The sequence below is a fragment of the Pseudomonas sp. 10S5 genome (assembly GCF_035019745.1).
In the GTDB taxonomy this organism is placed as follows: Bacteria; Pseudomonadota; Gammaproteobacteria; order Pseudomonadales; family Pseudomonadaceae; genus Aquipseudomonas.
This window is the reverse complement of record NZ_JASJVL010000015.1, coordinates 51,988-77,894: the sequence shown is the minus strand read 5'-3', so window position 1 is coordinate 77,894 and position 25,907 is coordinate 51,988. Positions and strand designations below refer to the sequence as shown.

At 56.4% G+C, this 25,907-nt stretch carries 28 protein-coding genes; 19 read left to right on the top strand and 9 right to left on the bottom strand.

What is annotated here, in order from left to right; all coding sequences use genetic code 11:
• Positions 1–75: 75 nt before the first annotated feature.
• The 6 genes from hemC (at position 76) to rsd (ending at position 5,665) form a co-directional block, all read left to right on the top strand.
• Positions 76–1,017: a hydroxymethylbilane synthase gene (gene hemC, locus QN378_RS16880; protein ID WP_322206195.1), complete on the top strand. Its 942-nt coding sequence runs from the start codon at positions 76–78 to the stop codon at positions 1,015–1,017.
• The gene (locus QN378_RS16875; RefSeq protein ID WP_322206196.1) at positions 1,014–1,781 is read left to right on the top strand and encodes a uroporphyrinogen-III synthase; all 768 of its coding nucleotides are present in this window, start codon (positions 1,014–1,016) and stop codon (positions 1,779–1,781) included. Before hemC ends, QN378_RS16875 begins: the two co-directional genes overlap by 4 nt.
• Before the next feature lie 75 nt (positions 1,782–1,856).
• A complete protein-coding gene (locus tag QN378_RS16870; RefSeq protein WP_323548405.1) occupies positions 1,857–2,978 on the top strand; it encodes a uroporphyrinogen-III C-methyltransferase in 1,122 nt (373 codons plus the stop codon).
• On the top strand, positions 2,975–4,213 hold the full coding sequence (locus QN378_RS16865; protein WP_322206198.1) for a heme biosynthesis HemY N-terminal domain-containing protein: 1,239 nt from the start codon (positions 2,975–2,977) through the stop codon (positions 4,211–4,213). Before QN378_RS16870 ends, QN378_RS16865 begins: the two co-directional genes overlap by 4 nt.
• 247 nt (positions 4,214–4,460) lie before the next feature.
• Positions 4,461–4,973: a disulfide bond formation protein B gene (locus tag QN378_RS16860; RefSeq protein ID WP_323548403.1), complete on the top strand. Its 513-nt coding sequence runs from the start codon at positions 4,461–4,463 to the stop codon at positions 4,971–4,973.
• A gap of 218 nt (positions 4,974–5,191) precedes the next feature.
• Positions 5,192–5,665, top strand: a complete 474-nt coding sequence (gene rsd / locus QN378_RS16855; RefSeq protein ID WP_322206200.1) for a sigma D regulator — start codon at positions 5,192–5,194, stop codon at positions 5,663–5,665.
• 53 nt (positions 5,666–5,718) lie between these two features.
• Here the strand turns inward: rsd and QN378_RS16850 are convergent, their stop codons facing one another.
• Positions 5,719–6,408, bottom strand: a complete 690-nt coding sequence (locus tag QN378_RS16850) for an FKBP-type peptidyl-prolyl cis-trans isomerase (protein WP_322206201.1) — start codon at positions 6,406–6,408, stop codon at positions 5,719–5,721.
• A 215-nt stretch (positions 6,409–6,623) separates the two neighbouring features.
• Here QN378_RS16850 and QN378_RS16845 point away from each other — a divergent pair, with 215 nt between their 5' ends.
• The gene (locus tag QN378_RS16845; RefSeq protein ID WP_323548401.1) at positions 6,624–7,523 is read left to right on the top strand and encodes an AlgP family protein; all 900 of its coding nucleotides are present in this window, start codon (positions 6,624–6,626) and stop codon (positions 7,521–7,523) included.
• On the opposite strand, the gene QN378_RS16840 is transcribed toward QN378_RS16845, so the two are convergent.
• The gene (locus tag QN378_RS16840; RefSeq protein WP_322206203.1) at positions 7,520–7,984 is read right to left on the bottom strand and encodes a TIGR02444 family protein; all 465 of its coding nucleotides are present in this window, start codon (positions 7,982–7,984) and stop codon (positions 7,520–7,522) included. The two genes, QN378_RS16845 and QN378_RS16840, sit on opposite strands and share 4 nt — an antisense overlap.
• 46 nt (positions 7,985–8,030) lie before the next feature.
• On the opposite strand from QN378_RS16840, the gene QN378_RS16835 reads away from it, so the two are divergent.
• The 4 genes from QN378_RS16835 (at position 8,031) to QN378_RS16820 (ending at position 12,472) form a co-directional block, all read left to right on the top strand.
• Positions 8,031–9,944 (top strand): ATP-binding cassette domain-containing protein, encoded by a 1,914-nt coding sequence (locus QN378_RS16835; protein ID WP_322206205.1) that lies wholly within the window; start codon positions 8,031–8,033, stop codon positions 9,942–9,944.
• A gap of 28 nt (positions 9,945–9,972) precedes the next feature.
• Positions 9,973–10,605, top strand: coding sequence for a LysE family transporter (locus tag QN378_RS16830; RefSeq protein WP_322206206.1), 633 nt, complete (start codon positions 9,973–9,975; stop codon positions 10,603–10,605).
• A gap of 299 nt (positions 10,606–10,904) precedes the next feature.
• A complete protein-coding gene (locus tag QN378_RS16825; protein ID WP_323548399.1) occupies positions 10,905–11,576 on the top strand; it encodes a TetR/AcrR family transcriptional regulator in 672 nt (223 codons plus the stop codon).
• Between the two features lie 41 nt (positions 11,577–11,617).
• Positions 11,618–12,472 carry a sulfurtransferase gene (locus QN378_RS16820; RefSeq protein WP_322206208.1) on the top strand — a complete coding sequence of 285 codons (855 nt, stop codon included), beginning with the start codon at positions 11,618–11,620 and terminating at the stop codon, positions 12,470–12,472.
• A 39-nt stretch (positions 12,473–12,511) separates the two neighbouring features.
• On the opposite strand, the gene QN378_RS16815 is transcribed toward QN378_RS16820, so the two are convergent.
• From QN378_RS16815 to QN378_RS16790, 6 genes are all read right to left on the bottom strand, one after another.
• Positions 12,512–12,835, bottom strand: coding sequence for an AzlD domain-containing protein (locus QN378_RS16815; RefSeq protein ID WP_322206210.1), 324 nt, complete (start codon positions 12,833–12,835; stop codon positions 12,512–12,514).
• Positions 12,832–13,557 (bottom strand): AzlC family ABC transporter permease, encoded by a 726-nt coding sequence (locus QN378_RS16810; RefSeq protein WP_322206211.1) that lies wholly within the window; start codon positions 13,555–13,557, stop codon positions 12,832–12,834. Before QN378_RS16810 ends, QN378_RS16815 begins: the two co-directional genes overlap by 4 nt.
• A gap of 69 nt (positions 13,558–13,626) precedes the next feature.
• Positions 13,627–14,673: a hydrolase gene (locus QN378_RS16805; RefSeq protein WP_322206212.1), complete on the bottom strand. Its 1,047-nt coding sequence runs from the start codon at positions 14,671–14,673 to the stop codon at positions 13,627–13,629.
• A gap of 187 nt (positions 14,674–14,860) precedes the next feature.
• Positions 14,861–15,442 carry a 16S rRNA (guanine(966)-N(2))-methyltransferase RsmD gene (gene rsmD / locus QN378_RS16800; RefSeq protein ID WP_322206213.1) on the bottom strand — a complete coding sequence of 194 codons (582 nt, stop codon included), beginning with the start codon at positions 15,440–15,442 and terminating at the stop codon, positions 14,861–14,863.
• On the bottom strand, positions 15,442–16,905 hold the full coding sequence (locus QN378_RS16795) for a pitrilysin family protein (RefSeq protein WP_323548397.1): 1,464 nt from the start codon (positions 16,903–16,905) through the stop codon (positions 15,442–15,444). The genes rsmD and QN378_RS16795 overlap by 1 nt, the downstream gene beginning before the upstream one ends.
• Complete coding sequence (locus QN378_RS16790) at positions 16,898–18,253, bottom strand: pitrilysin family protein (protein WP_322206216.1); 1,356 nt, start codon at positions 18,251–18,253, stop codon at positions 16,898–16,900. Before QN378_RS16790 ends, QN378_RS16795 begins: the two co-directional genes overlap by 8 nt.
• Before the next feature lie 299 nt (positions 18,254–18,552).
• Between QN378_RS16790 and ftsY the strand changes: the two genes are divergently transcribed.
• From ftsY to rpoH, 4 genes are all read left to right on the top strand, one after another.
• A complete protein-coding gene (gene ftsY / locus QN378_RS16785; protein WP_322206217.1) occupies positions 18,553–20,025 on the top strand; it encodes a signal recognition particle-docking protein FtsY in 1,473 nt (490 codons plus the stop codon).
• On the top strand, positions 20,022–20,693 hold the full coding sequence (gene ftsE / locus QN378_RS16780) for a cell division ATP-binding protein FtsE (RefSeq protein WP_322206218.1): 672 nt from the start codon (positions 20,022–20,024) through the stop codon (positions 20,691–20,693). Before ftsY ends, ftsE begins: the two co-directional genes overlap by 4 nt.
• The gene (gene ftsX, locus QN378_RS16775; RefSeq protein ID WP_322206219.1) at positions 20,690–21,718 is read left to right on the top strand and encodes a permease-like cell division protein FtsX; all 1,029 of its coding nucleotides are present in this window, start codon (positions 20,690–20,692) and stop codon (positions 21,716–21,718) included. Before ftsE ends, ftsX begins: the two co-directional genes overlap by 4 nt.
• Before the next feature lie 112 nt (positions 21,719–21,830).
• Positions 21,831–22,685, top strand: a complete 855-nt coding sequence (gene rpoH, locus QN378_RS16770; RefSeq protein WP_322206220.1) for an RNA polymerase sigma factor RpoH — start codon at positions 21,831–21,833, stop codon at positions 22,683–22,685.
• 98 nt (positions 22,686–22,783) lie between these two features.
• Here rpoH and mtgA read toward each other — a convergent pair whose 3' ends face one another.
• Entirely contained in the window at positions 22,784–23,494 is a 711-nt protein-coding gene (gene mtgA, locus QN378_RS16765) for a monofunctional biosynthetic peptidoglycan transglycosylase (RefSeq protein WP_322206978.1), read from the bottom strand.
• A gap of 79 nt (positions 23,495–23,573) precedes the next feature.
• On the opposite strand from mtgA, the gene QN378_RS16760 reads away from it, so the two are divergent.
• The 4 genes from QN378_RS16760 to trmB all read left to right on the top strand — a co-directional run bounded on the left by QN378_RS16760 (position 23,574) and on the right by trmB (position 25,869).
• A complete protein-coding gene (locus QN378_RS16760; RefSeq protein ID WP_322206221.1) occupies positions 23,574–23,951 on the top strand; it encodes a DUF423 domain-containing protein in 378 nt (125 codons plus the stop codon).
• A gap of 99 nt (positions 23,952–24,050) precedes the next feature.
• Positions 24,051–24,266, top strand: a complete 216-nt coding sequence (thiS, locus tag QN378_RS16755) for a sulfur carrier protein ThiS (RefSeq protein WP_322206979.1) — start codon at positions 24,051–24,053, stop codon at positions 24,264–24,266.
• Positions 24,267–24,341: 75 nt separating this feature from the next.
• Positions 24,342–25,136: a thiazole synthase gene (locus QN378_RS16750; protein WP_322206222.1), complete on the top strand. Its 795-nt coding sequence runs from the start codon at positions 24,342–24,344 to the stop codon at positions 25,134–25,136.
• A 10-nt stretch (positions 25,137–25,146) separates the two neighbouring features.
• Complete coding sequence (gene trmB, locus QN378_RS16745; protein WP_322206223.1) at positions 25,147–25,869, top strand: tRNA (guanosine(46)-N7)-methyltransferase TrmB; 723 nt, start codon at positions 25,147–25,149, stop codon at positions 25,867–25,869.
• Positions 25,870–25,907 lie beyond the last annotated feature (38 nt).

Sequence of the window (25,907 nt, the reverse complement as noted above, 5' to 3'; positions counted from 1 at the left end):
CTTCAAGCTGACGCACGCCGGTGGGGCCTTGCAGCTGTTATTATCCGGAGCATCTACTCAAGTACGGATTGATCCATGTTCACTCGCGAAATTCGCATCGCTACCCGAAAAAGTGCGTTGGCCTTATGGCAGGCCGAATATGTCAAAGCCCGCCTTGAAGATTTTCATCCTGGATTGATCGTGACTTTGGTGCCCATGGTCAGCCGTGCTGACAAGTTGCTCGACTCACCCTTGTCCAAGATTGGTGGCAAGGGTTTGTTCGTCAAAGAGCTGGAAACAGCCATGCTTGAGGGTAATGCCGACATCGCGGTGCACTCGATGAAAGACGTTCCGATGGACTTCCCTGAAGGTCTTGGTCTGTTCTGTATCTGCGAGCGCGAAGACGCCCGCGACGCGTTTGTCTCCAACACTTTTGCTAGCCTGGATCAACTGCCTGCGGGCAGCATTGTCGGAACATCGAGCTTGCGTCGTCAGGCGCAACTGCTGTCGCGACGGCCGGATCTGCAGATTCGTTTCCTGCGCGGCAATGTAAACACCCGCTTGGCCAAACTGGATGCGGGTGAGTACGACGCGATTATTCTTGCGGCGGCTGGTTTGATTCGATTGGGCTTTGAAGGGCGTATCACCGCGCCAATCAGCATCGAAGACGGATTACCGTCAGGTGGTCAAGGCGCGGTGGCAATCGAATGCCGCACGGCTGATAGCGAAATTCAAGCCTTGCTCGTGCCTCTCAATCACGCTGATACCTCGGTGCGGGTGACCGCAGAACGAGCTTTGAACAAGCACCTCAATGGGGGCTGCCAAGTGCCCATCGCTTGTTACGCGGTGCTGGAAGGTGAGCAGATCTGGCTACGCGGAATGGTCGGCGATCCAGAAGGCGGCCTTCTTCTAAACGCGGATGCCCGGGGCCCTCGAGCTAACCCTGACGCACTGGGTGTCCAGGTTGCCGAAGCGTTGTTGGCCCAAGGTGCACAAGCTATTTTGCAAAAAGTATACGGCGAGGCGGGCGCAGAGTGACGGCTTGGCGACTGCTGCTGACGCGTCCCGCGCAGGAGTCAGCCGCGCTGGCGACCTTGCTGGGTGACGTTGGCGTCTATAGCAGCAGCCTGCCATTGCTGGACATCGAACCGCTACCAATCACCGGTGCGCAGCGCTCGATGATTTTCGATCTGGACCTTTACTCCGTTGTCATCGTCGTCAGCAAGCCGGCTGCACGCCTGGCTTTGTTGTTGATTGATGAGATCTGGCCGCAGCCGCCCATTCAACGGTGGTTCACGGTCGGCGCTGCGACCGCGCAGATTCTGGAAGAATATGGCCTGGACGTCGCCTATCCCCAAGGCGGTGAAGACAGCGAAGCCTTGCTCGAATTGGCACCCCTGAAAGAAACTTTGGCATCGCCTGGCGCGCGGGTACTAATTCTTCGTGGTGAAGGTGGTAGGGAACTGTTGGCCGAGCGCTTGCGTGGACTGGGCGCAAGTGTCGATTATCTCCCGTTGTACCGCCGCACCTTGCCCAGCTACGCTGCGTCTGAGCTGCCACGCCGTATTGAAGCGGAACGCCTGAACGGTGTGGTGGTCAGCAGTGGACAGGGTTTTGAACACTTGCGCATATTAGCAGGCGATGCCTGGCCGGATGTGGCACGGTTACCTTTATTTGTACCGAGCCCTCGGGTCGCCGAACTGGCGTATGCGGCGGGGGCCCAGACAGTTGTGGATTGTCGTGGCGCTAATGCCACGGCTTTGCTGGCGGCGTTACGGGCACAGCCGGAACCTGCCCTCTAGGCGTAGCGATGATGGCCTCATTCAGAGCAGCGTTGTCTTCGAAGTGATGTGCGCCCTAATGCAAAGGATGAATACGTGAGCGAAACAGTTTTGCCCAAAGAACAACTTGAACCGGTGATTGAGGTGCCTGCGCCAAACCCGAATACTCCTTCGAAGAACCGTGGCAGCGGCCTTGTGATCTTGGCTTTGTTGCTGGGCGTTGCGGGTATCGCGGTTGGCGGTTGGGGGGTGTGGCAGGTGCGTAGCCTCCAAGCAGGTCATCAACAGCAGTTGTCCCAATTACAGGACATTGGCACGCAGACGCAGACGCTCAAGCAGGGTGAGCAGCAATTGTCCGCACGACTGGCGCAAATGCCACCCCCAGCGGAGTTGGAAGACCGCCGGCGTCTGGTGGCTCAACTTCAAAGCGATCAGCAGCGGTTGAGTCAACGCTTGGAGACTGTGCTGGGTGCCAGTCGCCAAGATTGGCGATTGGCCGAGGCCGAGCACTTGCTGCGGTTGGCCAGCCTGCGTTTATCGGCGTTGCAGGATATCAACAGCGCGTTGGCCTTGGTTCAAGGTGCCGATCAGATTCTGCAAGAGCAGGATGATCCTGGTTCGTTCGGCGCCCGCGAGCAATTGGCCAAAAGCCTGGCCGCATTGCGTAGCGTCGAACAGCCGGATCGTATCGGACTGTTCTTGCAACTTGGGGCCTTGCGTAATCAGGTTCTTCAGCTCAACACCTTGGCGCCCGAGTATCAGGACAAAGGTGAATCACTGCTGGGTCTAACTGCTGCCGGCGATGCCACCCAAAGCCGTTGGGCGCAATGGTGGGATCAGATCTCGCATTACATCCGTATTGACTTCAACGCCGACAAAGACATCCGTCCGTTACTGGCTGGGCAGAGTCTGACTCAGGTTCGACTGGCCTTGAGTCTGACGCTGGAACAGGCGCAATGGGCAGCGCTCAATGGCGAGCCCAAGGTCTACGCCCAAGCGCTGGCGGAAGCGCGCAACGTCCTGCAAAACAACTTCAACAAAGACAATCCGCAGAACAAGGTGCTTGATGACCAACTGCAAGCGCTGACAACGCAGCCTGTGGCAGTAATTACACCTGATTTGGCGCGAAGCCTGAGTTCGGTGCAGGCCTACCTTGAGCAACGTCATGTCGCCGCAAATAAGCCTGACGCACAAGCCAAGCAGGAGACCAGCCCATGAAACGTGTGTACCTGATTCTGTTTGCGGTAATCGCCGTCGCGGCATTGATTGGCGTGGCCATTTCCCAACAGTCGGGCTATGTGTTGATTTCGTATCAAAACTTTCGCTACGAATCGAGCCTGTGGGCAACGTTAGGGCTACTGCTGCTTATTTGGCTGGTGGTATTTGTGGTGCGGGTTTTATTGAACCTGGTCACAACTTCCAGTGGGGTGGTCAATCCATGGTCGCGGCGTAACCGCAGTCGTCGAGTGCAGCAGGCGATCGAGCAAGGTCAACTGGACCTCGCCGAAGGCCGTTGGGCTAGCGCGCAAGGTCATCTTCAGCGCGCGGCTGAGGCTGACCGTCAGCCGCTGCTGTACTACCTTGGCGCAGCGCGAGCGGCGAATGAGCTCGGTCGCTACGAAGACAGTGACAGCCTGCTAGAGCGTGCCCTGGAGCGGCAACCGCATGCAGAACTGGCTATCGCGTTAAGTCACGCGCAGTTGCAGTTGGATCGCGGCGATAACGACGGTGCACGGGCCACTCTGGAGGCCATGCATGAACGCCACCCACGCAACCCACAAGTACTGCGCCAATTGCAACGTCTTTATCAGCAGCAACAGGATTGGGCTGCGCTGATTCGGCTGATGCCCGAGCTGCGAAAGGACAAGGTACTGCCTTCGGCGGAACTGCTTGAGCTAGAGCGCCGGGCTTGGGGTGAAAATCTGACGCTCGCGGCGCACCGCGAACTGGAAGGCGAGGCTGGACTCCAGTCGCTCAACAACGCTTGGAAACAACTTTCCTCCGCGCAACGGCAGGAACCGCCTCTGGTTCTGGCCTATGCCGAGCAATTACGTCAATTAGGCGCCGACGGAGAAGCAGAGGAGGTGCTGCGAGGGGCGCTCAAGCGTGATTACAACAGTCATTTGGCGCGTTTCTACGGACTCTTGCGCGGCAATGATCCCGCCCGGCAGTTGCAAATGGCCGAAGGCTGGCTCAAACAACATCCCGCCGATCCAAGCCTGCTGTTGACACTTGGACGTCTGTGCCTTCAAAGCAGTTTATGGGGTAAAGCGCGTGACTATCTGGAAGACAGTTTGCGCTTGCAGCGTAATCCGGAGGCATGCGCGGAATTGGCGCGACTCTTAGCGCAACTGGGCGAAACGGACCGAAGTAACCAACTGTTTCAGGAAGGTCTTGGGTTACTTGACGAGCGTTTGCTGGCGAGGCCGCTTCCCGCGTTAGCGAGGGCGTAACCCTTGAGGGGGGGCGTCGTGAGCGCGGGCTCCTACGTCCTTGCTGGAACAGTTTGACAGCTAGCTTGTAGGACGTTTCCAGTCTGTTGGTAGCCGAACGGGGATATTTTTCATAGCCGGTATAAAGTCCTACAGACCACGTCATTAGGGGCTTACGGCATTGCAGACGTATCCGTACGCTGATGCCTTGAAACGTTCAGATGCTTTCTCTACCGTAGGTGCCCTCGCATTCTGTAACGGATCCGCCATGCAATTGGCTCGCTCGCGTCCCCTGTTTTTTTTGGCGTTCATAGCCTGTGCGCTTGTTATCGGCATTGCGCTGTTTCTTGAGTATGAGGCGGGGCTGACACCCTGTGCTTTGTGCATTCTTCAACGCACCTGTGTGGTTACGTTCGGCGTCATTTCGTTGATCGCTTACCTGCATGCGCCTGGCAAGCTTGCTTGGCAGATTTATTCTTCAATGCTGCTGCTTATTGCCTTGGCTGGTGCAATGATTGCGGGGCGACAGGTTTGGTTGCAGACGATACCGGCTCAAGATTCAATGTCATGCTTGCCAGGTTTCGAGTATTTGTTTGAAATAATGTCTATTAGCCAAGCCTTATCGCGCCTTTTCGAGAGTGGGGTAAATTGCGATGAGGTCACTTGGACACTGTTTGAAATGAGTGTTCCTGAATGGAGTCTGCTGGCCTTCGTAGGTTTGATTGTGTTCGCAACCTATCAGTTGTTTCAACGTGAGCCTGCTAGCGTAGACCACGAATAGTCGAATTCCCAAGCCCTTCAAGATTAAACACTTGTATGAACTTTCTCTCCTGCGTACCTTGATGGGGTTGGTGTGCGGGCATAATCTGGTCCGTACGCGTTATTGGAAATATGGCGTTTATGTGGCTTCATCAGACCCGTCTCTAACCCAGAGACGTACTAGAAGTCTGGGGAGGCGGTACACAGCCGCATGACCCTGAAGGGAAGAGAGAAACCATCATGCTGGAAAGTTGCAAGAATGCTCAGGAGCGTTGGGGCGGAGTTCATAAGCTGATTGATCGCTGGCTTGACGACCGCCAACAGCTTGTACGCGACTACGATGCACTCGGCGATACGCCGGAAGCATTGGCTGCAGACCGCGAAGCCCTCCAGGATTTCTGTAGAGTTTTGGTCGACTATGTTTCGGCCGGGCATTTCGAAGTCTACGAACAGTTGACCAGTGAGGCGAAGGCCTTCAACGACGAGCGTGGCCTGGATCTGGCCAAACAAATCTATCCTCGAATCGACGTCATTACAGAGTTTGCGTTAGCATTTAACGACCGCTGTGACAAAGGTGATTGCTCTGACGCGAACCTCGTTGCTGCAGAGTTTAAAAAGCTTGGCAATCTGTTGCACGAACGCTTCGAACTCGAAGACTGCCTGATCGAAGTGCTGCACAACTCCCACAAGACGCCTGACGCTATTGAGGTCTGACGTCTGCGATTGCCCCGGGTGCGCTCCCGGCGCCCCGGTTGTTGCTGGTCCTGTTATTGAGCAACGGCCATCAATTCGATCTCAAATACCAGCGGTGTGTACGGGTCGATAAGATCGCCCGCACCTTCGGCGCCATATGCTTGTGCGGAAGGTATCACTAGCCGCCATTTCGCACCCACCGGCATTCCCTGCAGAGCACTGGTCCATCCAGCTATTACGCTGTCCAGGCGAAACCATTGTGGTTGGGTGTTTTGATCGAAGATGGTTCCGTCAGGCAATCGACCCACGTAACGCACTTGCACCCTATCCGACGCAGTTGGTTTCGGCCCGGTGCCGGGCTTCAGCTCCGTCATCAACACGCCATCCGCCAGTACCTGCACCCCTGGCTTCGCTTTTTCGGCAGATAGAAAACGTTGTTCTGTACTCATTGCCGCTTCGCTTTGCGGCTCAGGCGCAGATGCGGGTGCGGGTGCATCTTCGGACTGCGTTACCGTGGCATCGTGATCCCTGAGAATCTGTTCGATTCGCTCCTCTTTGAGCGCCAGCGTTTTGCCTTGGTAGGCTTGCTGCAGGCCATCGATCAGCGCCTGGATCTGCAAGTCAGGAACTTCCTGGCGCAATCGCTGGCCAAGGCTCGCTCCGAGGCTATACGCAAGATCATGATCGCTCGCAGGAGCGGCAGTTTCGGCGGCTTGAGCAAGTGGTAGCAGTAGAAACAAAGACATTAATAGGTAGCGCGACATAGTCCACTCCAGCCTGGGAAGCGGCAATTATGCCAGCGCAAACGTCACCACGCTGCCTCGTGTGAAAGGGAATTTCATTGAACTGTTATGCGTAGTGCCCTCAATCAGTCGGGCACCCTGCAAACGTTGCCCCGTTGTAGCTGTCAACATGACCTAGCGGCGCTTCATGCAGAGGTCTAGTATGAGCCGCAACCAAGCCAGCCAGGAGGTCAGTCATGTCGGCGAAAAAGAAGCCAGTTAATACGAAGTCAGTACATACACCGTTGCATTTGCTCCAACAGCTTTCAAGCAGCCTGCTCGAACATTTGGAAAATGCCTGCTCGCAGGCAATGACCGACGCTGAAAAAATGCTCGCGAAATTGGAAAAGCAGCGCGGTAAAGCCCAAGAAAAGCTACACAATTCGCGCATCAAGCTACAGGATGCTGCTACCGCAGGAAAAGCCAAGGCACAAGCTAAAGCGAAGCAGGGTGTGTCCGAACTCGAAGAGTTACTCGACGCTCTCAAGTCGCGTCAGACTGAAACGCGCACCTACATCCTTCAGCTCAAGCGCGATGCTCAAGAGAGCCTGAAACTGGCCCAAGGCATCGGTCGTGTCAAAGACGCAGTGGGCAAAACGTTGACTCTGCGTGCAGCCAAGCCTGTGGCAGTTAAAGCTCCCGCGCCGGTTGCCACCGCCAAACCGGTTAAAGCTCCTGCGGCCAAACCCGCGACAAAAGCTGCTGCCGTTAAGCCTGCTGCGAAAACTGCTGCGAAGGCACCAGCGGTGGCAAGTGCTGCAAAACCCCTTGCTGCCAAAGCTGCGGTGGCTAAATCACTTCCTAAAGTAGCGGGTGCCAAAGCTGTCGTTAAACCGGTAGCTAAAGGGGCTGCTGTAAAAGCACCTGCCGTAAAAGCGCCTGCAAAAGCCCCCGTTAAAGTCGTTGCCGCTAAAGCCCCGGTCAAAGCCGCTGCTAAACCAGCCGCTAAACCCGCACCAGTAAAAGCCGCTGCGAAACCTGCTGCCGCCAAGCCAGCGGTTAAATCGGCAACATCGTCAGCGTCTACCGTCTCGACTGCAACCGCACCTGCGGCGTCGACTCCAGCGGTAACGGCAACGCCTGCCAGCGCTTCCTAAGGCTGGTCCACCGCGACGCGCAGCACTTGCAGCGCGTCGCGGTTTTCTTGGGCTGCATCCGCGGCAAGCCCCTCCAGCCACGCGACTAAATCCCCTGTAATTCCCGTTGACCAGTCCTGTGTCAGTGTTTCCAGACGCGACAGCAACGTGCGCTCGGCGCTCAACTCCAATCCCTTTACGTGCTCACGCAAGTCTCGCCATTCGATATCATCGACTGCCGCACGTCGCCAATGCGCGCGCAATGCCCTAAGCGGTTGCACCACCTCGTTGTACCACGGCGTGGCCAATTGTCTGATTTCGCACAAACGCTCAGCCGAGCAAACGACGCCCCGTTGCCCTAACCAGGCGCCACATAAGAGCGTGCAAACATTGGCTCCGCTGGCTTGCAGGCGCAGACAAGCCTGCTCAACGCCCGGTCGGGCATAGAGATTAACGGTGAAACTCCAAAGATCAGAAGGCATAGTCATCTACTTGTTTGGAACGAAGCTGGTAGACTCCGCCGCCATTATGATTCGACTTCAAAACCTGACTTTACAGCGTGGCCCGCAACGTCTGCTAGAAGACGCCGAGTTAACGCTGCACGCCGGTCACAAAGCCGGCCTGATCGGTGCCAATGGCGCCGGAAAATCCAGCCTCTTCGCTTTGATGCGGGGTGAGCTTACTCCCGATTCTGGTGACTGCCTGCTGCCCGCCGATTGGCGCATCGCACACATGCGCCAGGAGATCGAGACTCTTGATCGCCTGGCCGTGGATTATGTCCTCGACGGAGACATACGCCTTCGTCAGGCCCAGAGCGATTTGGCGGCTGCCGAGCTGGCTCAAGATGGCTCCGCTCAAGCACGGTTTCACGCGGAGCTGGACGGTGCCGACGGCTACACGGCCGACGCCCGAGCCCGTAAGTTGCTCGCCGGTCTGGGCTTTACCAACGAACAGATGGATCGACAGGTCGGAGATTTTTCCGGTGGCTGGCGTATGCGTTTGAACCTGGCCCAGGCACTGATGTGTCCCTCGGACCTGTTGTTGCTCGATGAGCCCACCAATCACTTGGACCTTGATGCCATTCTATGGCTTGAAGACTGGCTCAAGAGCTACAGCGGTACTTTGCTGCTGATCTCCCACGACCGCGACTTTCTCGATGCAGTGGTTGATCACATCGCCCATGTCGAACAGAAAAAGATCATCCTCTATCGTGGTGGCTACAGCGCCTTCGAGCGCGCTCGCGCCGAGCGTCTGGCCCAGCAGCAGCAGGCGTACGACAAGCAGCAAGTAGCACGCGCGCACATGGAAAAATTCATTGCGCGCTTTAGGGCTCAGGCCACTAAGGCTCGTCAGGCTCAAAGCCGAATGAAAGCCCTTGAACGTATGGAGGAGCTGTCAGCCGCACATGTCGATTCACCGTTCGACTTCACCTTTCGTGAGTCCGATAAAATATCCAGCCCGCTGCTGGATATGTCCGATGCTCGCTTGGGTTACGGCGAAAGGGCTGTACTGGAAAAGGTCAAATTGCAGCTCACACCGGGTGCTCGAATCGGCTTGCTCGGCCCTAACGGTGCGGGTAAATCGACCCTGATCAAAAACCTTGCCGGTGAGCTTGAGCCGTTGAGTGGCCGATTGGTCCGTGGCGAGAACCTTATCGTGGGCTATTTCGCTCAGCATCAGTTGGACTCCCTCGATTCCAAAGCCAGCCCGCTTCTGCATTTGCAGCGTATTGCACCGACCGAGCGTGAACAGACCTTACGCGACTTTCTCGGTGGTTTTGACTTCCGTGGCCCGCGTTTGGACGAACCCGTACTGAATTTCTCCGGTGGCGAAAAAGCCCGATTGGCCTTGTCGTTGATTGCCTGGGGCAAGCCGAACCTGCTGTTGCTCGATGAGCCGACCAACCACCTGGACTTGGAAATGCGCCTGGCATTGACTATGGCGCTTCAGGAGTTCAGTGGCGCGGTGTTGGTGGTTTCTCACGATCGACACCTGCTTAAGAGCACCACAGATGACTTCTTGCTGGTGGCCGATGGCTTGGTGCAGACCTTCGACGGCGATCTTGAAGATTACGCTCGCTGGTTGGTGGACTATCGCCTGCGCAACGCACCGGTCAGCAACACGCCGGTCAATCCTGATAAGACCGACAAAAAAGCCCAGCGCCAACAGGCCGCGGCTTTACGTCAACAGCTGGCGCCGCACAAGCGTGAGGCCGACAAGCTCGAACGCGACCTCGGTACACTGCATGAAAAGCTTGCCACGGTAGAAGCGGGGCTGGCCGATAGCACGAATTACGACGCGGCGAACAAAGACAAACTGCGCGACTTGCTGGCCGATCAGGCCAAGTTGAAAATTCGGGAAGCCGAGTTGGAAGAAACCTGGATGGAAGCGCTAGAGCTGCTGGAAAGCATGCAGGCCGAGTTGGAAGCGCTGTCCTCATAGCTGCCTTCATATACTGCTGAGGTGAAAGATGTTACTTGAAACGTGGCTGGCCTTCTTCGCCGCTTGTTGGGTGATCAGCCTGTCTCCGGGTGCCGGCGCTATTGCGTCAATGTCATGCGGTTTGCGCTACGGTTTTTGGCGCGGTTACTGGAACGCCCTCGGCCTGCAAGTTGCTTTGGTACTGCAAATCGCGATTGTTGCCGCTGGGCTGGGCGCAGTTCTCGCAACATCTGCATTGGCGTTCAGTCTGATCAAATGGTTTGGCGTGTTCTATCTGGTCTACCTCGCCGTCAAACAATGGCGTGCCTTGGCGATCGACATGGCCAATGACGACGCGGTCAGTCCGATCGGTCGTCCACTGAGCTTGGTGATGCGCGGATTTCTGGTGAACATCAGTAATCCGAAGGCGCTGGTGTTCATGCTGGCAATCCTGCCGCAGTTCATTGATCCGATTCGGCCTTTGCTAGCCCAATACTTGATTATTTCTGTGACCATGGTTGTTGTGGATCTGACGGTCATGGCGGGATATACCGGTCTGGCATCGCGGGTACTAAGGTTGTTGCGCACACCTAAACAACAGCGCCGCATGAACCGTACCTTCGCTGGGCTGTTCGTAGGCGCTGCTGCCTTTTTAGCAACTATCCACCGCGTCACGATCTGACCCGCAGACCCTCCCAGCGCCGGTACGGCAACGCATATTGCCGCAGACAGCGAGGGATTGGCTCGCTTGCGAACGCCCGTCATTCTCTCGCTGATTTCCAAAGAAAAACGCGGGCGCTTTCATTGCGCTTTCATTGGCAAGCCCAATAGGTGGCTTGGTCCGACTGTAAGTTGAATCGCCGGATCGTTTAACGGCTGCGGTCGAGCGCGCTCCTGCAAGTTCTTCCCAGAATAGGTACGCTCGCAGCGGTTGCGTTAAGATCCTGCTCATTCCATCCCGTCTTCCCGGTCGACCTAAACATGGCTCCCCGCATTAAAACCCGTGAGCGTATCGTGCATATCAGTCTAGAGCTGTTCAATCAGCAGGGTGAGCGAAGCGTCAGCACCAACCATATTGCGGCGCACATGGAGATTTCTCCGGGCAATCTGTATTACCACTTTCCCAATAAGCAGGCGATTATCGCTGAGCTGTTTGCTGCATATGAAACGCTGGTGGACAGTTTTTTGCGCTTGCCTAAAGGCCGTTTGCCTGGTCTTGAAGACAAGCGCTTTTATCTACGAGAGCTGCTCGACGGCATGTGGCGCTATCGTTTTTTGCACCGTGACCTGGAGCATTTTCTGGAAGCCGATCCAGAATTGGCCGCGCGCTACAGGCGGTTTTCCCAGCGCTGCATGGTTCACGGCATGGCGATCTATGGCGGGTTTGTCGAAGCTGGCATTCTGCAGATGGACAAAGTGCAGATTGAATCGCTGACCCTGAACGTCTGGATTATCCTCACCTCGTGGGTGCGCTTTCTATGCACCACAACCGAAAATGCCACGCGGCTCAGTGAAGAAGCCCTGCGGCGAGGCGTTTACCAAGTGTTGATGTTGGAGTTGGGTTATGTCACCCCACACGCACGCGGTACGGTGAATGCATTGTGCGAAGAATTTTATGTGCCGTTGAACCGGGCGCTGCAAGAAATGAGCTGATGCCTGGGTTTGAATCAACTTTTTCCATAGAGGAGCCTGTCATGTCTATTGCGCAATTGATCAGCTCGGAACAACTGGCTGCCCGCCTGGGGGAACCAGGGTTGGTAATTCTGGATTGCCGCTTCGCCTTGGAAGACCCGGAATATGGCCACAGCAGCTATGCCGAAGGGCATATTGCCGGTGCGCTGTTTGCGGATCTGGAACGTGACTTTAGCGGTCCCGTGACTAAGGGTGTAACCGGCCGGCATCCGTTGCCAAACCCGGTTGATTTGACCCGGCGCTTGCAGGCGTGGGGCGTTAATCAGGACAGCGACATCGTGCTTTACGACGATGCTCCCGGTGCATTCGCCGCGCGGGCCTGGTGGTTGTTGGTGTGGTTGGGCAAGCGCGATGGCTTGTATTTGCTTGATGGCGGATTGAAAGCCTGGCATGCGGCGGGTCAAAAACTCAGTCTGGATGTGCCCGACGTTCAAAAGGGAGCGTTCACCGGGCATGCAGACGAGTCGCTGCTAGTAAGCGCAGAAGCGTTGCAAGCGCGTTTTGGCCAGCCGGAAATGACATTAATCGATGCTCGCGCCGAACCGCGTTTTCGGGGCGAAGTCGAGCCGATCGATCCCGTCGCCGGCCATATTCCCGGCGCAGTGTGTGCCGCATTCAACGAGAACCTTGGGCCGGATGCGCGCTTCTTGCCGGTCGACCAGCTCAAGCGGCGTTTCGCGGCAAAACTGGAAGACCGCTCACCCGAGGATTTGGTGGCTTACTGCGGTTCAGGGGTGACGGCATGCCATAACCTCTTCGCACTGAGCTTGGCGGGCTATCCGATGGGCAAGCTGTACGCCGGATCGTGGAGCGAGTGGATAACCGACCCGACCCATAAAATCGCCACGGGTGCTTGATCAGTGCCACTTCACCTTTCTACAGATGTCGGTGTTTTTTTAGATTTGCCCCAGCGCCCAGCGCAGCAGGAAGAACACCAGCAATCCGCCACCAATTGATGCCAGTAAATTACGGCTGAGGGCGGCGATGGCAATGGTGGCTAATCCTGCCAGCAAATATGCGTTGTTCAGGGTCAGTTGCCAATGTTCGCCGTCGGGCAGGAGCATGCCGGGCACAACAATCGCGGTAAGCACGGCGGTTGGCACGTAATGCAGTCCTTGGCGAACCACCGGCGGGAAGCGCAAATTCGGCCAGGCGAACAAGCTGTAACGCATCAAAAAGGTAATCGAGGTCATGCCGAGGATCAGCCACCAATAGCTCACGAATGCACCTCGTTGCTAGACGTGTCGGCTTGCTCGGTGCACCGACGTTCCAGCAGAACGCCTACCGCTATGCCGCAGGAGGCCGCCGCCATCAATCCGAGTTTGTACGGCCAGGCATGTGTGATCAGTGCTACCGCGCCTGCCGCCAGCGCCGCCGCCACTTGCGGTCGGTTGCGCAGCAAGGGCACGACGATGCCGATAAAAGTTGCGAGCATGGCGAACTCCAACCCCCAGCTGGCCATATTCGGAACGGCTTCGCCAAACAAGACGCCCACCAAGGAACTGCCGACCCAGCAGGTGTACAGCGCGCTGGCGACACCGAGCCAATACCAGTGCGCGAGCGTGGAGCGGCCGTGCACCAGGTAATAACGCTGAACCACCGCAAAGGTTTCATCGGTCAGCCAAAACGCCAACACTACGCGCCAGCGCTGGGGTAGCTCATTCACCTGCGGTTGCAGCGTAGCGCTGTACAGGACGTGACGCAGGTTGACGATGAAGGTGGTCAGCAAAATCACCACCGCACTGGCGCCTGCGCCCATAAGGCTGACGACGATGAATTGCGCGGAACCGGCATAGACGAACAGCGACATGCCAACCGCCTGCCACAGCGATAATCCGCCTGCCCCGGCCAGGGTGCCGAAAATAATGCCAAAAGGCGCAATGCCAACCAGCATTGGAGCGCTGTCGCGAAGGCCTCGGGAAAAAAGTTGATAACGGGACATGGGTCGCTCCTTGAGCCCGCAATAGTAGGCGGTCTAGAAAAGCGCGTCTTGAACGATTGTGCGCTTAGATCAATCAGCGACCTGCGAACCCACGCCATGAGCCGTGCTCAACCAGGACGGAATCCGCCGTTCGAGGTAATAGCTGGGGTTTCTCAGCGAACCCTCAACGAACCCGACATGTCCGCCTCGGGCATGAAGCTCGAAGTGTGTGCTCGATGACAGTTCGTTGGGGTCTGGCACGCTGTGAAGAAACACGAAGGGATCATCGGCCGCGTGAATAATCAGCGTGGGCGTGCGGATTTCTCCTAAAAAATAGCGGCTGGAAGCACGGCGGTAATAGTCTTTGGCATCGACAAACCCGTGCAGCGGCGCCGTGACCCGACCATCAAAATCCCAGAACGTACGCATATTCTCCAGCGACCCCAGCGCTGAAAGCTCGGCCAATCCTTCGCTTAGCCCTTCGTGCTGGAAACGCCGCTGTTTGTCTCGGATGTAGGCGACCATCTCGCGCATGAAGTGCGCCTGGTAGACCTTGGAAAAACCTTGGCCGATCCGATCCGCGCTTTGATCCAGACGAAACGGTACTGAAACCGCGACGGCGCCCTGTAACTCGCTGTTTACGCCTTCTTCCCCGAGGTATTTGAGTAAGACGTTGCCACCGAGGGAGTAGCCGACTGCGTACAACAGCGACAATGGTCGCTTGGCACGGATATGAGCGACAACACTGGCAAGATCCTCGCTGGCGCCGGAGTGGTAGCTGCGTGGCAGCAGATTAGGTTCCCCGGAGCAACCGCGCCAGTTCAACGCCACACTGGCCCAGCCTTGCCAGGCCAACACCTGCTGTAAACCCAGTACATATAGCGAATTCGATGACCCGGTCAGGCCGTGCAACACCAGCACCAGCGGGGTATCCGTTTCGTGCGGGCCGTACCAATCGAGGTCAAGAAAGTCACCATCGGCCAACCACATCCGCTCACGTTCACGCTCAATTCGCGCTTTTTTGCGCCACAGCGGCCCCCATAAAGTTTGCAGGTGCGGATTTCCCAAGCCCAAGGCAGGGATAAAGCGTTCGGCGGGCGTTGGCAAAGCAGATCGGATAGGCACGTTATTACTCATGGCGATTCACGGTTACTGCTTAATCGCTACGTTGCCACAACTGTGGAACGGCGTGCGGAGGTTTTTGACCAACTGTAAGAGCCAGTGTATTGAGAGGTATAACGCGGTTTGCCTAACACGAGGTGTCGCCAACAATTTGCTCCTTGAGTATCGCTTTGAAGCGGTGCGCCAGGCACACCGCTGTCAATTACCGCTGCCACAACGCGTAATAAACCTGACCCGCTTTCTTCTCGCGGTGCAAGCGCCAAGTGCCGGGGACGCCAATAGTTGCCGGTGGTATCTCGCTTTCGGTGTAGACCAACGCTTCATCGGCCAACCAGTTGCGCTCTTCCAGCAGCGCGCAGGCTGTCGGCAACAAGCCTTGGTGAAAGGGCGGGTCGAGGAACACTACATCAAATTGCTCGGCAGGCTGGCCTTCCAAATGGCGCAATGCATCGGTATGGACCAACTGCCCAGTCGTGCAGTCGAGGGCGGTTAAATTGTGCCGCAGGCTGGCGATGGCCCCGCCGCTGGAGTCTAGGGCCAAGGCCATGCTCGCGCCACGGGACAGCGCCTCAAGGTACAGCGCCCCGCTGCCTGCGAACAGATCGAGGACACGAGCGCCTTCGATGGTCGGCGCCAGCCAGTTGAACAAGGTTTCACGTACGCGATCTGGCGTAGGGCGCAGACCGGGAGCGTCAGGGAAAGTCAGGCGACGGCTGCGCCATTGGCCGCCGATGATGCGCAGTTGACCCAGGCCGTTGTGGCCCTTAGGTCTTGGATTAGCCATTAATGCTCCGGTACGCCAAGCAGCTGCTTGACGGGGTTATCTGTAGGGGGCGGTAGCTCCTTTTGCGCGACGGTCGGACCGGCGGTAACAATTACCATTTTGTCCGCGCTCAGGTGCTTGTTCATCGCCGTTTTGACCTGCTCGACCGTGGTGCTCTGGGCTTTCTGCATGAAGTCTTCAAGGAACGTCAGCGGTAAATCATAGAAACCGATAGCGCCCAATTGGCCAACAATCTCGGCATTGCTCGCCGTGGACAGTGGGAAACTGCCGGCCAATTCGCGCTTGGCGTCGTCCAGTTCTTTCTGGGTCGGACCTGTAGCGAGAAAGTCTCGCACGATGCCCTGAACCAGTTTAAGCGTGTTTTCGCTGAGTTCAGCGCGAGTTTGCAAAGCAATCAAAAACGGACCCTGGGCTTCCATTGGCGTGAAACCTGACGAAACACCATAGGTCAGGCCACGTCTCTCACGCACCTCAGTCATCAGGCGGCTGCCGAAACCTCCGCCGCCCAGTATCGAATTGCCCAATGTCAGCGCGACATAGTCCGGGTCATTACGGTCAATTCCCAGCTGCGCGAGCATCAAGTGGGTTTGTTTGGAGGCGAACTCAATGTGGGTTTCGCCCGCTATTGGAGCCACAGGTTCGGCTATTTTTGGCAATGCAGGGCCTTTAGGCAATGCGGCGGATACCTGAGCCGCTATAGCTTCGGCTTCTGATCGAGACAGGTCGCCTACAAGCGCAATCACCACATTGCCCGTTGAGTAAGCCTTGGCGTGGAACGCTTTGAGTTGCGCAACCGTAATCGGGGTCACGCTTTTAGCCGTACCTTCACTTGGGTGCGCGTAAGGGTGCTCTGCATAAAGACGTTCAAAAAGTTCGTTGCCGGCCAACCTGCCGGGGTTTTGTTTTTGATATTCAAACCCGGCCAGCAATTGGTTTTTGATCCGTACCAACGACTCTTTAGGAAACGTCGGTTTGCCCACTATATCGGCGAACAGCTTTAGCGCAGGCTTGCGTTTATCCAAGGCGCTTAGACTGCGCAACGAAACTACCGCCATGTCGCGATAAGCGCCATTGCCAAAGTTCGCGCCCAAACCGTCAAAGCCTTCAGCGATGGCGCCGACATTTTTTCCTGGCACGCCTTCGTTGAGCATGGCGTTAGTCAAGACAGCAATACCGGGAATGCCCTGATCCTGGCTGCTGCCTGCGGCGAAAATCAGGCGCATGTCGAACATGGGCAGCTCGGGAGCTTCAACAAACATGACCTTGGCGCCCTCAGAGGTTTTCCACGTCTGAATGTTCATCTTGCGGTGGGCTGGCGGCTTGCCGTCGAGTTCTTTCAACGATTGCAGAGTGTAGGCCGGAGCCATTGTGTCGGGCGCAGGGTCATTGGCTTTGGCCGAGAGCGTGATGAACAGACCCAGCACCGTGGCCACAGTCAAATGCATAGCCTTGCGCTCAATCATGTTTTTTCTCCTCAGGCAAAACGTGCGCAACGCTAAGACGTTCGCGGATGAAGTAAGTGCGCGCAGCTTTTTGAATATCGGCTGGGGTGACGTGTTTGATCGCGTCCAGTTCTTGGTCGATGAGTTTCCACGACAAGCCGACGCTTTCAAGTTCGCCAATGGTGCTGGCCTGACTGCTGATCGAGTCCCGCTCGAAGACCAGCGCTGCAACCACCTGGGCTTGGACCCGTTCCAGTTCAGCGGAGGTAGGCGGGGTAGTTTTCAATTCATCCAGCAGGCGCCAGATACCTGCCTCGACATCGGCCAAGGTTTTATTTTTCTGCAGGTTAGGCGTGGCGCTGATCATGAACAGACTATCGCCACGGCTGAAAGCGTCGTAACTCGATGAGGCGCTCGCCACTAATTCCTCGCCACGCTCCAGACGTGAGGGGATACGGGCACTGTAGCCACCGTCGAGCAATGCGGAAATCAGGCGCAAGGCATTGACCAAGCTTTTGTCTTCGGCGGTGGCCATGCTTGGAACATTGAAGCCGTATATAAGGCTTGGCAGTTGAGTCTGTACATGTAGGGTAATGAGCCGTTCACCGGGTTCGGCCAGTTCCAGCGGAATTTTCGAGGGCGGTGTCTCCCGACGGGGGATTGGACCGAAGTAGCGTTGCGCCAAGGCTTTCACTTCATCAGGCTGCACATCGCCAACCACTACCAGCGTGGCGTTGTTCGGTACGTACCAGGATTGATACCAATGGCGCAGTTCGGCGACGTCCATTCGATTGAGGTCGGCCATCCAGCCGATGGTCGGGGTGTGATAACCGCTGGCGGGAAAAGCCATTGCTTTGAAGCGCTCGAAGGCTTTCGAAATGGGCTTATCATCGGTGCGCAGCCGACGCTCCTCTTTGATTACTTCGATTTCGCGGATAAATTGCTCGGGCGGCAATAACAGGCTGGCCATCCGATCTGCTTCCAATTCGAAGGCTACGCCCAGACGATCACGAACCAATACTTGGTAATAGGCGGTGTAGTCGTCACTGGTGAAAGCGTTTTCTTGTGCGCCGAGGTCACGCAGGATCAACGAAGCTTGGCCAGGACCGACGTGCTTACTGCCTTTGAACATCATGTGTTCAAGGGCGTGGGACAAACCGGTCTTGCCGGGAGTTTCATAGCTGGAGCCGACTTTGTACCACACCTGGGAAACCACCACGGGGGCGCGGTGATCTTCGCGAACGATGACTTTAAGGCCATTATCCAAAGTGAATTCGTGGGTAGATTGCGGAACTGCGGCCAGTGCTGAAAAAGGCAGACAAACCGCGCTGAACAGCAGGCCTGCAGCGCGGCGGGAGAAAGCATTCATTCGTGTTTGAACCTGTGAGGCGGCCTGCTTGAACTTAGCGTAGGCGGGCGCGGAGGTGCTAGGATACGGGTCCGTTTGGCTGCCGACCACGGCTAGAGCAGTTCTTGTGTTGTTACTTGTGTTTTAGTAGCTGATTGAGCGCCGACAAATCCGCAGAAATGACGTTTTCAGGCCCGTTTATTCTTTGCTTATCTATAGCTGAGTGTGAACAAGGCGGGTCAAAAGCAGTCTGTTTCGCATTGACAGAACTTCCAGACCCGCCGTTATGGCGCGTCGCTACCTTGAGATAGCCGTCCTCCATGTTTGGTTCCAATGACGACAAGAAGACCTCAGCTCCGGCTGCAGAGAAGAAAGGCCTATTCGGTTGGCTGCGCAAAAAGCCGCAGGAAACCGCTGCCGATCAGCCTCAAGACGAAACTTCAGCAGCGCCCGAGCCGGCCATCGACCAGGCTCAGGTGGCCGTTGATCCGTCATTCGCGTCGCAGTTAGAGCCTGGGACTCTGCTCGATCCTGCGGTACAAGCGCATCCGCCCGAAAGCCTTGCGCCCAAACCCTGGCTGGTGTTGCCGGTTGCAGAAGAGTCCGTTGCTTTGGTTGACGAGCGTGAACCCCACGTAACGCCCGCGATCGCGCCGCAGGATAATTCAACCGTGCAGCCGCTGCCTGGAGTGATCGCTGAACCGCTAGTTGCGGTTGACCCGGTGCCGGTACCCGAGCCGGTCATCGTCTCTGAAGCACCGGTCAAGTCTGAGCCGATTATCGTCGTCGAAGCACTCGCCGTTGCGGCGCCCGTTTCACTTTCCGCACTGGAGGTTGAATCGGCACCCACCGAAGCCAACAAAATAGGATTTTTCGCCCGTCTCAAACAGGGATTGTCGAAAACCAGCGCCAGTCTTGGCGAGGGCATGGCCAGCTTGTTTCTCGGCAAAAAGGCCATTGACGATGACCTGCTCGAAGAAATCGAAACCCGCTTATTGACCGCTGACGTGGGCGTCGAAGCCACGTCCGTGATCATTCAAAGCCTGACCCAAAAAGTCGCGCGCAAGCAGTTGACCGACAGTGACGCCCTTTATAAATCCTTGCAAGACGAGCTGACCGCACTGCTCAAGCCGGTTGAACAGCCGCTGGTAATCACCGGTCAGCAAAAGCCATTTGTGATTTTGGTGGTGGGCGTCAACGGCGCGGGTAAAACCACTACCATTGGCAAGTTGGCGAAGAAACTTCAGCTCGAAGGCAAGAAGGTCATGCTGGCGGCTGGCGACACTTTCCGCGCAGCGGCCGTGGAGCAATTGCAGGTGTGGGGCGAGCGCAACAATATTCCAGTCATCGCCCAGCATACTGGCGCTGACTCGGCTTCGGTTATCTTCGATGCGGTGCAGGCCGCCAAGGCACGGGGTATCGATGTGTTGATCGCCGATACTGCTGGCCGTTTGCATACCAAAGACAACTTGATGGAAGAATTGAAAAAAGTTCGCCGGGTCATGGGCAAGCTTGACATTGAGGCGCCCCATGAGGTTTTGCTAGTGCTGGATGCCGGCACCGGGCAAAACGCGATCAATCAGGCCAAGCAATTCCACCAGACCGTGACCCTGACCGGTTTGGCGCTGACGAAACTCGACGGCACGGCCAAGGGCGGCGTTATTTTTGCGCTGGCCAAGCAATTCGGGTTGCCGATCCGTTATATCGGCGTCGGTGAAGGCATCGACGATTTACGCACTTTTGAAGCCGAACCCTTTGTTCAAGCTCTGTTTGCCGAGCGGGAGCGCACATGATTCGTTTTGAACAAGTCGGAAAACGTTATGCAAATGGTCATGTGGGTCTGCACGAGCTGAGCTTTCGAGTCCGTCGCGGTGAATTCTTATTCGTCACCGGCCACTCGGGGGCGGGTAAAAGTACGTTGTTGCGCCTATTGCTGGCGATGGAGCGGCCCACCACTGGCAAGCTGTTACTTGCAGGCCAGGATCTAGGGAAAATCAGCACCGCTCAGATTCCTTATTTGCGTCGCCAGATAGGGGTGGTCTTTCAGAATCACCAATTGTTGTCTGACCGTACGGTGTTCAATAACATTGCCTTGCCTTTACAAATCCTGGGTTTGTCCAAAGGCGAAGTCACAAAACGCGTCGATTCGGCCTTGGAGCGCGTTGCGCTCTCCGACAAAACCGATCTCTACCCTGGCGACTTATCCACCGGCCAGCAACAGCGCGTCGGTATAGCTCGAGCCATTGTCCACCGCCCAGCCTTACTGCTGGCGGATGAGCCGACCGGTAATCTCGATCCACGACTGGCAGCCGAAATCATGGGCGTGTTCGAAGATATCAACCGTCTCGGCACCAGCGTGTTGATCGCCAGTCACGACTTGGCGCTGATTGCAAGGATGCGTCATCGTATGCTGACCCTGCAACGCGGTCGATTGATCGGTGACGGGGAGGCGGCGGTATGAGTGCTACACGTACCCCAAAAGTATCGGAGCGGGTTTCACCCAAGGCCGCCGAACCGGCGCCGCAGAAAAAGAAAAAGCAGCACGATGACGACGATGGCCCCGATTTCAGCGCACAGTTGAATGCGTGGCTCGAAGCGCATCGCTCAAGCATGGTTGATAGTTTGCGGCGTCTGGGCAAACAGCCAATTGGCAGTTTTTTTACCTGTCTGGTGATGGCCATTGCGCTGAGCTTACCCATGGGATTGTCGCTGCTGCTAAGCAATGTTGAGCGGCTAGGCGGCTCCTGGCAGCGTGCGGCGCAGATCTCACTTTATTTAAAGCTTGATGCTGACGTCAGTGATGGCGAGCAACTGCGTGAACAGATTAAAGGCATGCCCGGCGTTGCCGACGCGGAGTACATCAACAGTGATCAGGCGTTGGCTGAGTTTCAGCAGCAATCAGGATTGGGTGAAGCCCTTAAGGAGCTGCCGCAGAACCCACTTCCGGGTGTGGTGTTAGTCACGCCGCAGGAAGTCGATAAACCAGCGCTCGAAGCGTTGCGCGGTCGCCTTGCGCAACTACCCAAGGTGCAACAGGCTCAGCTCGACCTGGTGTGGGTTGAGCGGTTGGCCGCGATTTTAAAGCTGGGTGATCGTTTTGTTTTCGGCCTAACGGTATTGCTGGTATTGGCGCTGCTTTTGGTAATTGGTAACACAATTCGTTTGCACATCGAAAATCGCCGAACCGAGATCGAAGTTATCAAATTGGTGGGCGGTACAGACAGTTATGTACGTAGACCTTTTTTGTATATGGGCGCGCTGTATGGCTTAGGGGCAGGTTTTCTGTCTTGGGGCGTACTTGCTTATGGGTTGAATTGGTTAAACGATGCTGTAATTGGACTCGCCGGTTTGTACGGAAGTGACTTCTCTCTGGCCGGCGTACCTGCAGCCGATGGTCTGTCTCTCTTGCTTGGAGCCGTGTTGTTAGGGTATATCGGTGCTTGGATTGCGGTAGCCCGTCACTTAAGAGAGCTGGCGCCTCGTTAATTTTTACCTTGTGTTGACACATTCAGCGGTTTCGGGAACTTGTCTACTGGTTCCCCGGTCAATTTCGCAGTGCTGAACTGCACATGTCATGTGAGTCGGAGGTTTTTTTCGTATGACCACTTCTTTACAACCTGTTTATGCATTAGTTCCAGGCGCAAATCTGGAGGCCTACGTGCAGACGGTCAACAGCATTCCATTGCTGACGCCTGAACACGAGCGTGAACTGGCTGAGAGTCTCTATTATGAGCAGGATCTTGGGGCTGCTCGTCAGATGGTCCTCGCCCACCTGCGTTTTGTTGTACACATCGCACGCAGCTATTCTGGATATGGTCTGGCCCAGGCTGACCTGATTCAGGAAGGTAACGTTGGCTTGATGAAGGCCGTCAAACGCTTCAACCCTGAAATGGGTGTGCGTTTGGTGTCGTTTGCCGTGCATTGGATCAAAGCAGAAATTCACGAATTCATCCTGCGCAATTGGCGCATTGTCAAAGTCGCCACAACCAAGGCGCAGCGCAAGTTGTTCTTCAATCTGCGCAGCCAGAAAAAACGTCTGGCTTGGCTGAACAACGAAGAAGTCCATCGTGTGGCGGAGAGCCTCGGTGTAGAGCCCCGCGAAGTGCGTGAGATGGAAAGTCGTTTGACGGGCCATGACATGGCCTTCGACCCGGCTGCTGAAGCGGATGACGACAGTGCTTTTCAGTCGCCTTCCAATTACCTCGAAGACCACCGTTACGACCCGGCCCGCCAGTTGGAAGACTCCGACTGGACCGATACCTCCAACGCCAATTTGCATCAAGCGCTGGAAGTTCTGGACGATCGCAGCCGCGACATTCTTTATCAGCGCTGGTTGGCTGAAGAGAAGGCTACGCTGCACGACTTGGCACAGAAGTACAACGTTTCCGCCGAACGTATTCGTCAGCTGGAAAAAAGCGCTATGAATAAGCTGAAACTGTCGATCGCTGCGTAAACCGCTACTCGACACACAAAAACGCCCCGTTCAGAGATGATCGGGGCGTTTTTTGTGTACGTCGTATCAATATCTGTAGGAGCCCCGGTTTTTGGTATTTAAAACTTGCGGCTATGGTTCAACCCCACCAGATAGTCATCCCCACCCAACTGACGCATCTGCTGGCGAATCCAGCTCGCGCGACGCGACACGTAGCTGCTGGGATGGCTAGCGCTCCATTCGCGGGGGTTGGGCAATACGGCGGCGAGGGCGCTGGCTTGTTGCGTAGACAGCGCAGCTGCGCTCACACCAAAATGATGCCGCGCTGCCGCTTCAGCACCGAACACCCCGTCGTCCCACTCGACGCTATTGAGGTAAACCTCAAGAATCCGTTGCTTGGACCAAAACACTTCGATCAAGCCGGTGAACCACACTTCCAGCCCTTTGCGCAGCCAACTGCGGCCCGACCATAAAAACAGATTTTTCGACACTTGCTGGCTTAACGTACTGGCGCCACGCACCGAGCCACCGAGTTCGTTATGCGCTATAGCCGCTTGAATCGCCTCGACATCGAAGCCCCAATGTTCGGCGAATTTCTGATCCTCTCCCGCAATCACAGCCACTTTGAGGTCGTTGGAGATCTTGTCCCACGGCTGCCAAGTGCGCTGCAACGTGATCGGCTGGGCGTCGGACCAGGATTCTATCTTTCTTTCAACCATGAGCGCGGTGCCAGGCGGAGGCACCCAGCGAAAGATCAATACCAGTACGATACTAGCCGTTGCGAACCAGAACAGGACTTTGACGAGGCGACTAAAGAGGACGCGCAGCATAGAGATGGCTTGGCCGGAGCTGTTGGGCGGGCCATTATACAGACCCTGAGCAAATGACAACCGTTGACTGGAGTTCGACATGTTTCGTGGCTTTTTGATGTTAGCCGCTTTTTTTGGCTTTACCGGTGTTGCCCTCGGCGCGTTCGCGGCACATGGGCTGAAGAACCGGCTCAGCGCCGAGTACTTGGCAATTTTCCATACGGGCGTGCTGTACCAACTTATTCACAGCCTGGCCTTGCTTGCAGTCGCATTAATTGCCATCCAGATTCCCGGCCGCTTGGTGACGTGGGCAGGGATCTCGTTTGCCATCGGCATTCTGCTGTTTTCCGGCAGTCTCTATGCGTTAACGCTGACGGGTGTCAGCAAGCTCGGCATCATCACCCCTTTTGGCGGCTTGGCGTTCTTGGTCGGTTGGGCTTTGCTCGGTCTAACGGCGTGGCGTTTGGGTGGTGTTTAAACCATGCAGTCCTGACTCTCAAGGCCAGCTTGAGACCAATGGCTCGGCTTTGCCTTGGTCATACGTACTGATCGGGCTAGAATGCTTGCCCCTAAAATGATGGCTGCTGCCCGCATGCGCATTCAGTTGAACGGTGAGTCTTTTGAGATGCCCGATGGCGAATCCGTCGCGGCGTTGCTAGTCCTTCTGGACCTGACAGGACGCAGAGTTGCGGTCGAACTCAATATGGATATTGTCCCGCGCAGCCAGCATGTTTCCACGACCCTGCGCGAAGGCGATCAGGTTGAAGTGGTCCACGCTATCGGCGGCGGTTAATCTGCGCCGAGCCACCAGCGGCCGTCTAACCCAGTTTAAAACTTGCACGAACCTCAACCCTGAAGAGGATTTTCGATGAACAACTTTCGCACCGACAAGCCCTTCGTCCTGGCCGGGCGTACATTCCAGTCGCGCCTGTTGGTCGGTACTGGCAAATACCCGGATATGGAGTCCACCCGTCTGGCGATTGAAGCTTCGGGCGCCGAAATTGTGACCGTCGCCGTTCGCCGAACGAATCTTGGGCAGAACCCGGGCGAGCCGAACCTATTGGATATCCTGCCGCCGGATCGTTACACCATCCTGCCCAATACAGCTGGTTGCTATGACGCCGTCGAAGCCGTGCGCACCTGCCGTCTGGCCCGTGAATTGCTCGATGGCAAGAATCTGGTGAAGCTCGAAGTATTGGCCGATCAAAAAACCTTATTCCCCAACGTGATCGAAACCCTCAAGGCCGCAGAGATTCTGGTCAAAGACGGTTTCGACGTCATGGTTTATACCAGCGATGATCCAATCATTGCCCGCCAGTTGGCTGAAATCGGCTGCATCGCGGTCATGCCCCTAGCGGGTCTGATTGGTACCGGCTTGGGTATTTGCAACCCGTACAACCTGCAAATCATCCTCGAAGAAGCCAAAGTACCGGTGCTGGTCGACGCAGGTGTCGGTACGGCATCCGACGCGACCATCGCCATGGAGTTGGGCTGTGAAGCCGTGCTGATGAACTCTGCCATCGCCCACGCGCAAAATCCGGTGATGATGGCTGAAGCCATGAAGCACGCGATTGTCGCCGGTCGCTTGGCGTACCTCGCCGGGCGGATGCCAAAAAAACTTTATGCCAGCGCCTCCTCGCCGCTGGATGGTCTGATCAAGTAAGAGCCCGTTGATGACTGATTCGTTAGAAGCTGCACCGATCCCGGAAGAAGGCGAAGAGCGCCAACACCGCCGCATCAAGAGTTTCGTCATGCGTGCGGGGCGCATGACCGAAGGCCAGCAGCGTGGCCTCGACCAAGGTCGCCCGCTGTTCGTGCTACCGCTGATGGATGCGCCCGTGGATTTCGATCAGGCATTTGGTCGTTCTGCCCCGCGCACGCTGGAGATCGGGTTCGGCATGGGCCATTCGTTGCTGGAAATGGCAGCAGCCTCGCCTGAGCACGACTTTATAGGTGTTGAAGTACATCACCCCGGCGTCGGTGCGCTGCTCAACGGCGTACTCACTCAGGGCCTGACCAACGTGCGGGTTTACGAGTGCGACGCCATTGAGGTGCTCAACCGTTGCATCGCCGATAACAGCCTCGACCGCTTGATGCTGTTTTTCCCGGACCCGTGGCATAAAAGCCGCCATCACAAACGCCGCATCGTGCAGCCCGACTTCGCTGAGCTGGTGCGTAGCAAGCTGAAGGTCGGCGGTATTTTGCACATGGCCACTGATTGGGAGCCGTATGCCGAATACATGCTGGAAGTGATGAACGTCGCGCCGGGTTATCGCAATCAGGCCGAAGACGGTAAATGCGTGCCACGCCCAACCGAACGCCCTATCACCAAGTTTGAACGCCGCGGTGAAAAGCTCGGGCACGGCGTGTGGGATTTGAAGTTCAAAAAGCTTTAATGATCACCCTGTAGGGCGAATCGTTGTAGGCGCCGCAC

Coding starts and splice junctions, on each gene's coding strand:
- QN378_RS16860 (WP_323548403.1), top strand. CDS start 4,461: ATGCAATTGGCTCGCTCGCGTCCCCTGTTTTTTTTGGCGTTCATAGCC.
- rsmD (WP_322206213.1), bottom strand. CDS start 15,442: ATGGCTAATCCAAGACCTAAGGGCCACAACGGCCTGGGTCAACTGCGC.
- QN378_RS16835 (WP_322206205.1), top strand. CDS start 8,031: ATGATTCGACTTCAAAACCTGACTTTACAGCGTGGCCCGCAACGTCTG.
- QN378_RS16845 (WP_323548401.1), top strand. CDS start 6,624: ATGTCGGCGAAAAAGAAGCCAGTTAATACGAAGTCAGTACATACACCG.
- QN378_RS16790 (WP_322206216.1), bottom strand. CDS start 18,253: ATGAATGCTTTCTCCCGCCGCGCTGCAGGCCTGCTGTTCAGCGCGGTT.
- trmB (WP_322206223.1), top strand. CDS start 25,147: ATGACTGATTCGTTAGAAGCTGCACCGATCCCGGAAGAAGGCGAAGAG.
- mtgA (WP_322206978.1), bottom strand. CDS start 23,494: ATGCTGCGCGTCCTCTTTAGTCGCCTCGTCAAAGTCCTGTTCTGGTTC.
- QN378_RS16825 (WP_323548399.1), top strand. CDS start 10,905: ATGGCTCCCCGCATTAAAACCCGTGAGCGTATCGTGCATATCAGTCTA.
- QN378_RS16820 (WP_322206208.1), top strand. CDS start 11,618: ATGTCTATTGCGCAATTGATCAGCTCGGAACAACTGGCTGCCCGCCTG.
- QN378_RS16805 (WP_322206212.1), bottom strand. CDS start 14,673: ATGAGTAATAACGTGCCTATCCGATCTGCTTTGCCAACGCCCGCCGAA.
- QN378_RS16840 (WP_322206203.1), bottom strand. CDS start 7,984: ATGCCTTCTGATCTTTGGAGTTTCACCGTTAATCTCTATGCCCGACCG.
- QN378_RS16810 (WP_322206211.1), bottom strand. CDS start 13,557: ATGTCCCGTTATCAACTTTTTTCCCGAGGCCTTCGCGACAGCGCTCCA.
- ftsE (WP_322206218.1), top strand. CDS start 20,022: ATGATTCGTTTTGAACAAGTCGGAAAACGTTATGCAAATGGTCATGTG.
- ftsY (WP_322206217.1), top strand. CDS start 18,553: ATGTTTGGTTCCAATGACGACAAGAAGACCTCAGCTCCGGCTGCAGAG.
- rsd (WP_322206200.1), top strand. CDS start 5,192: ATGCTGGAAAGTTGCAAGAATGCTCAGGAGCGTTGGGGCGGAGTTCAT.
- rpoH (WP_322206220.1), top strand. CDS start 21,831: ATGACCACTTCTTTACAACCTGTTTATGCATTAGTTCCAGGCGCAAAT.
- QN378_RS16750 (WP_322206222.1), top strand. CDS start 24,342: ATGAACAACTTTCGCACCGACAAGCCCTTCGTCCTGGCCGGGCGTACA.
- thiS (WP_322206979.1), top strand. CDS start 24,051: ATGGCTGCTGCCCGCATGCGCATTCAGTTGAACGGTGAGTCTTTTGAG.
- ftsX (WP_322206219.1), top strand. CDS start 20,690: ATGAGTGCTACACGTACCCCAAAAGTATCGGAGCGGGTTTCACCCAAG.
- QN378_RS16830 (WP_322206206.1), top strand. CDS start 9,973: ATGTTACTTGAAACGTGGCTGGCCTTCTTCGCCGCTTGTTGGGTGATC.
- QN378_RS16865 (WP_322206198.1), top strand. CDS start 2,975: ATGAAACGTGTGTACCTGATTCTGTTTGCGGTAATCGCCGTCGCGGCA.
- hemC (WP_322206195.1), top strand. CDS start 76: ATGTTCACTCGCGAAATTCGCATCGCTACCCGAAAAAGTGCGTTGGCC.
- QN378_RS16850 (WP_322206201.1), bottom strand. CDS start 6,408: ATGTCGCGCTACCTATTAATGTCTTTGTTTCTACTGCTACCACTTGCT.
- QN378_RS16795 (WP_323548397.1), bottom strand. CDS start 16,905: ATGATTGAGCGCAAGGCTATGCATTTGACTGTGGCCACGGTGCTGGGT.
- QN378_RS16760 (WP_322206221.1), top strand. CDS start 23,574: ATGTTTCGTGGCTTTTTGATGTTAGCCGCTTTTTTTGGCTTTACCGGT.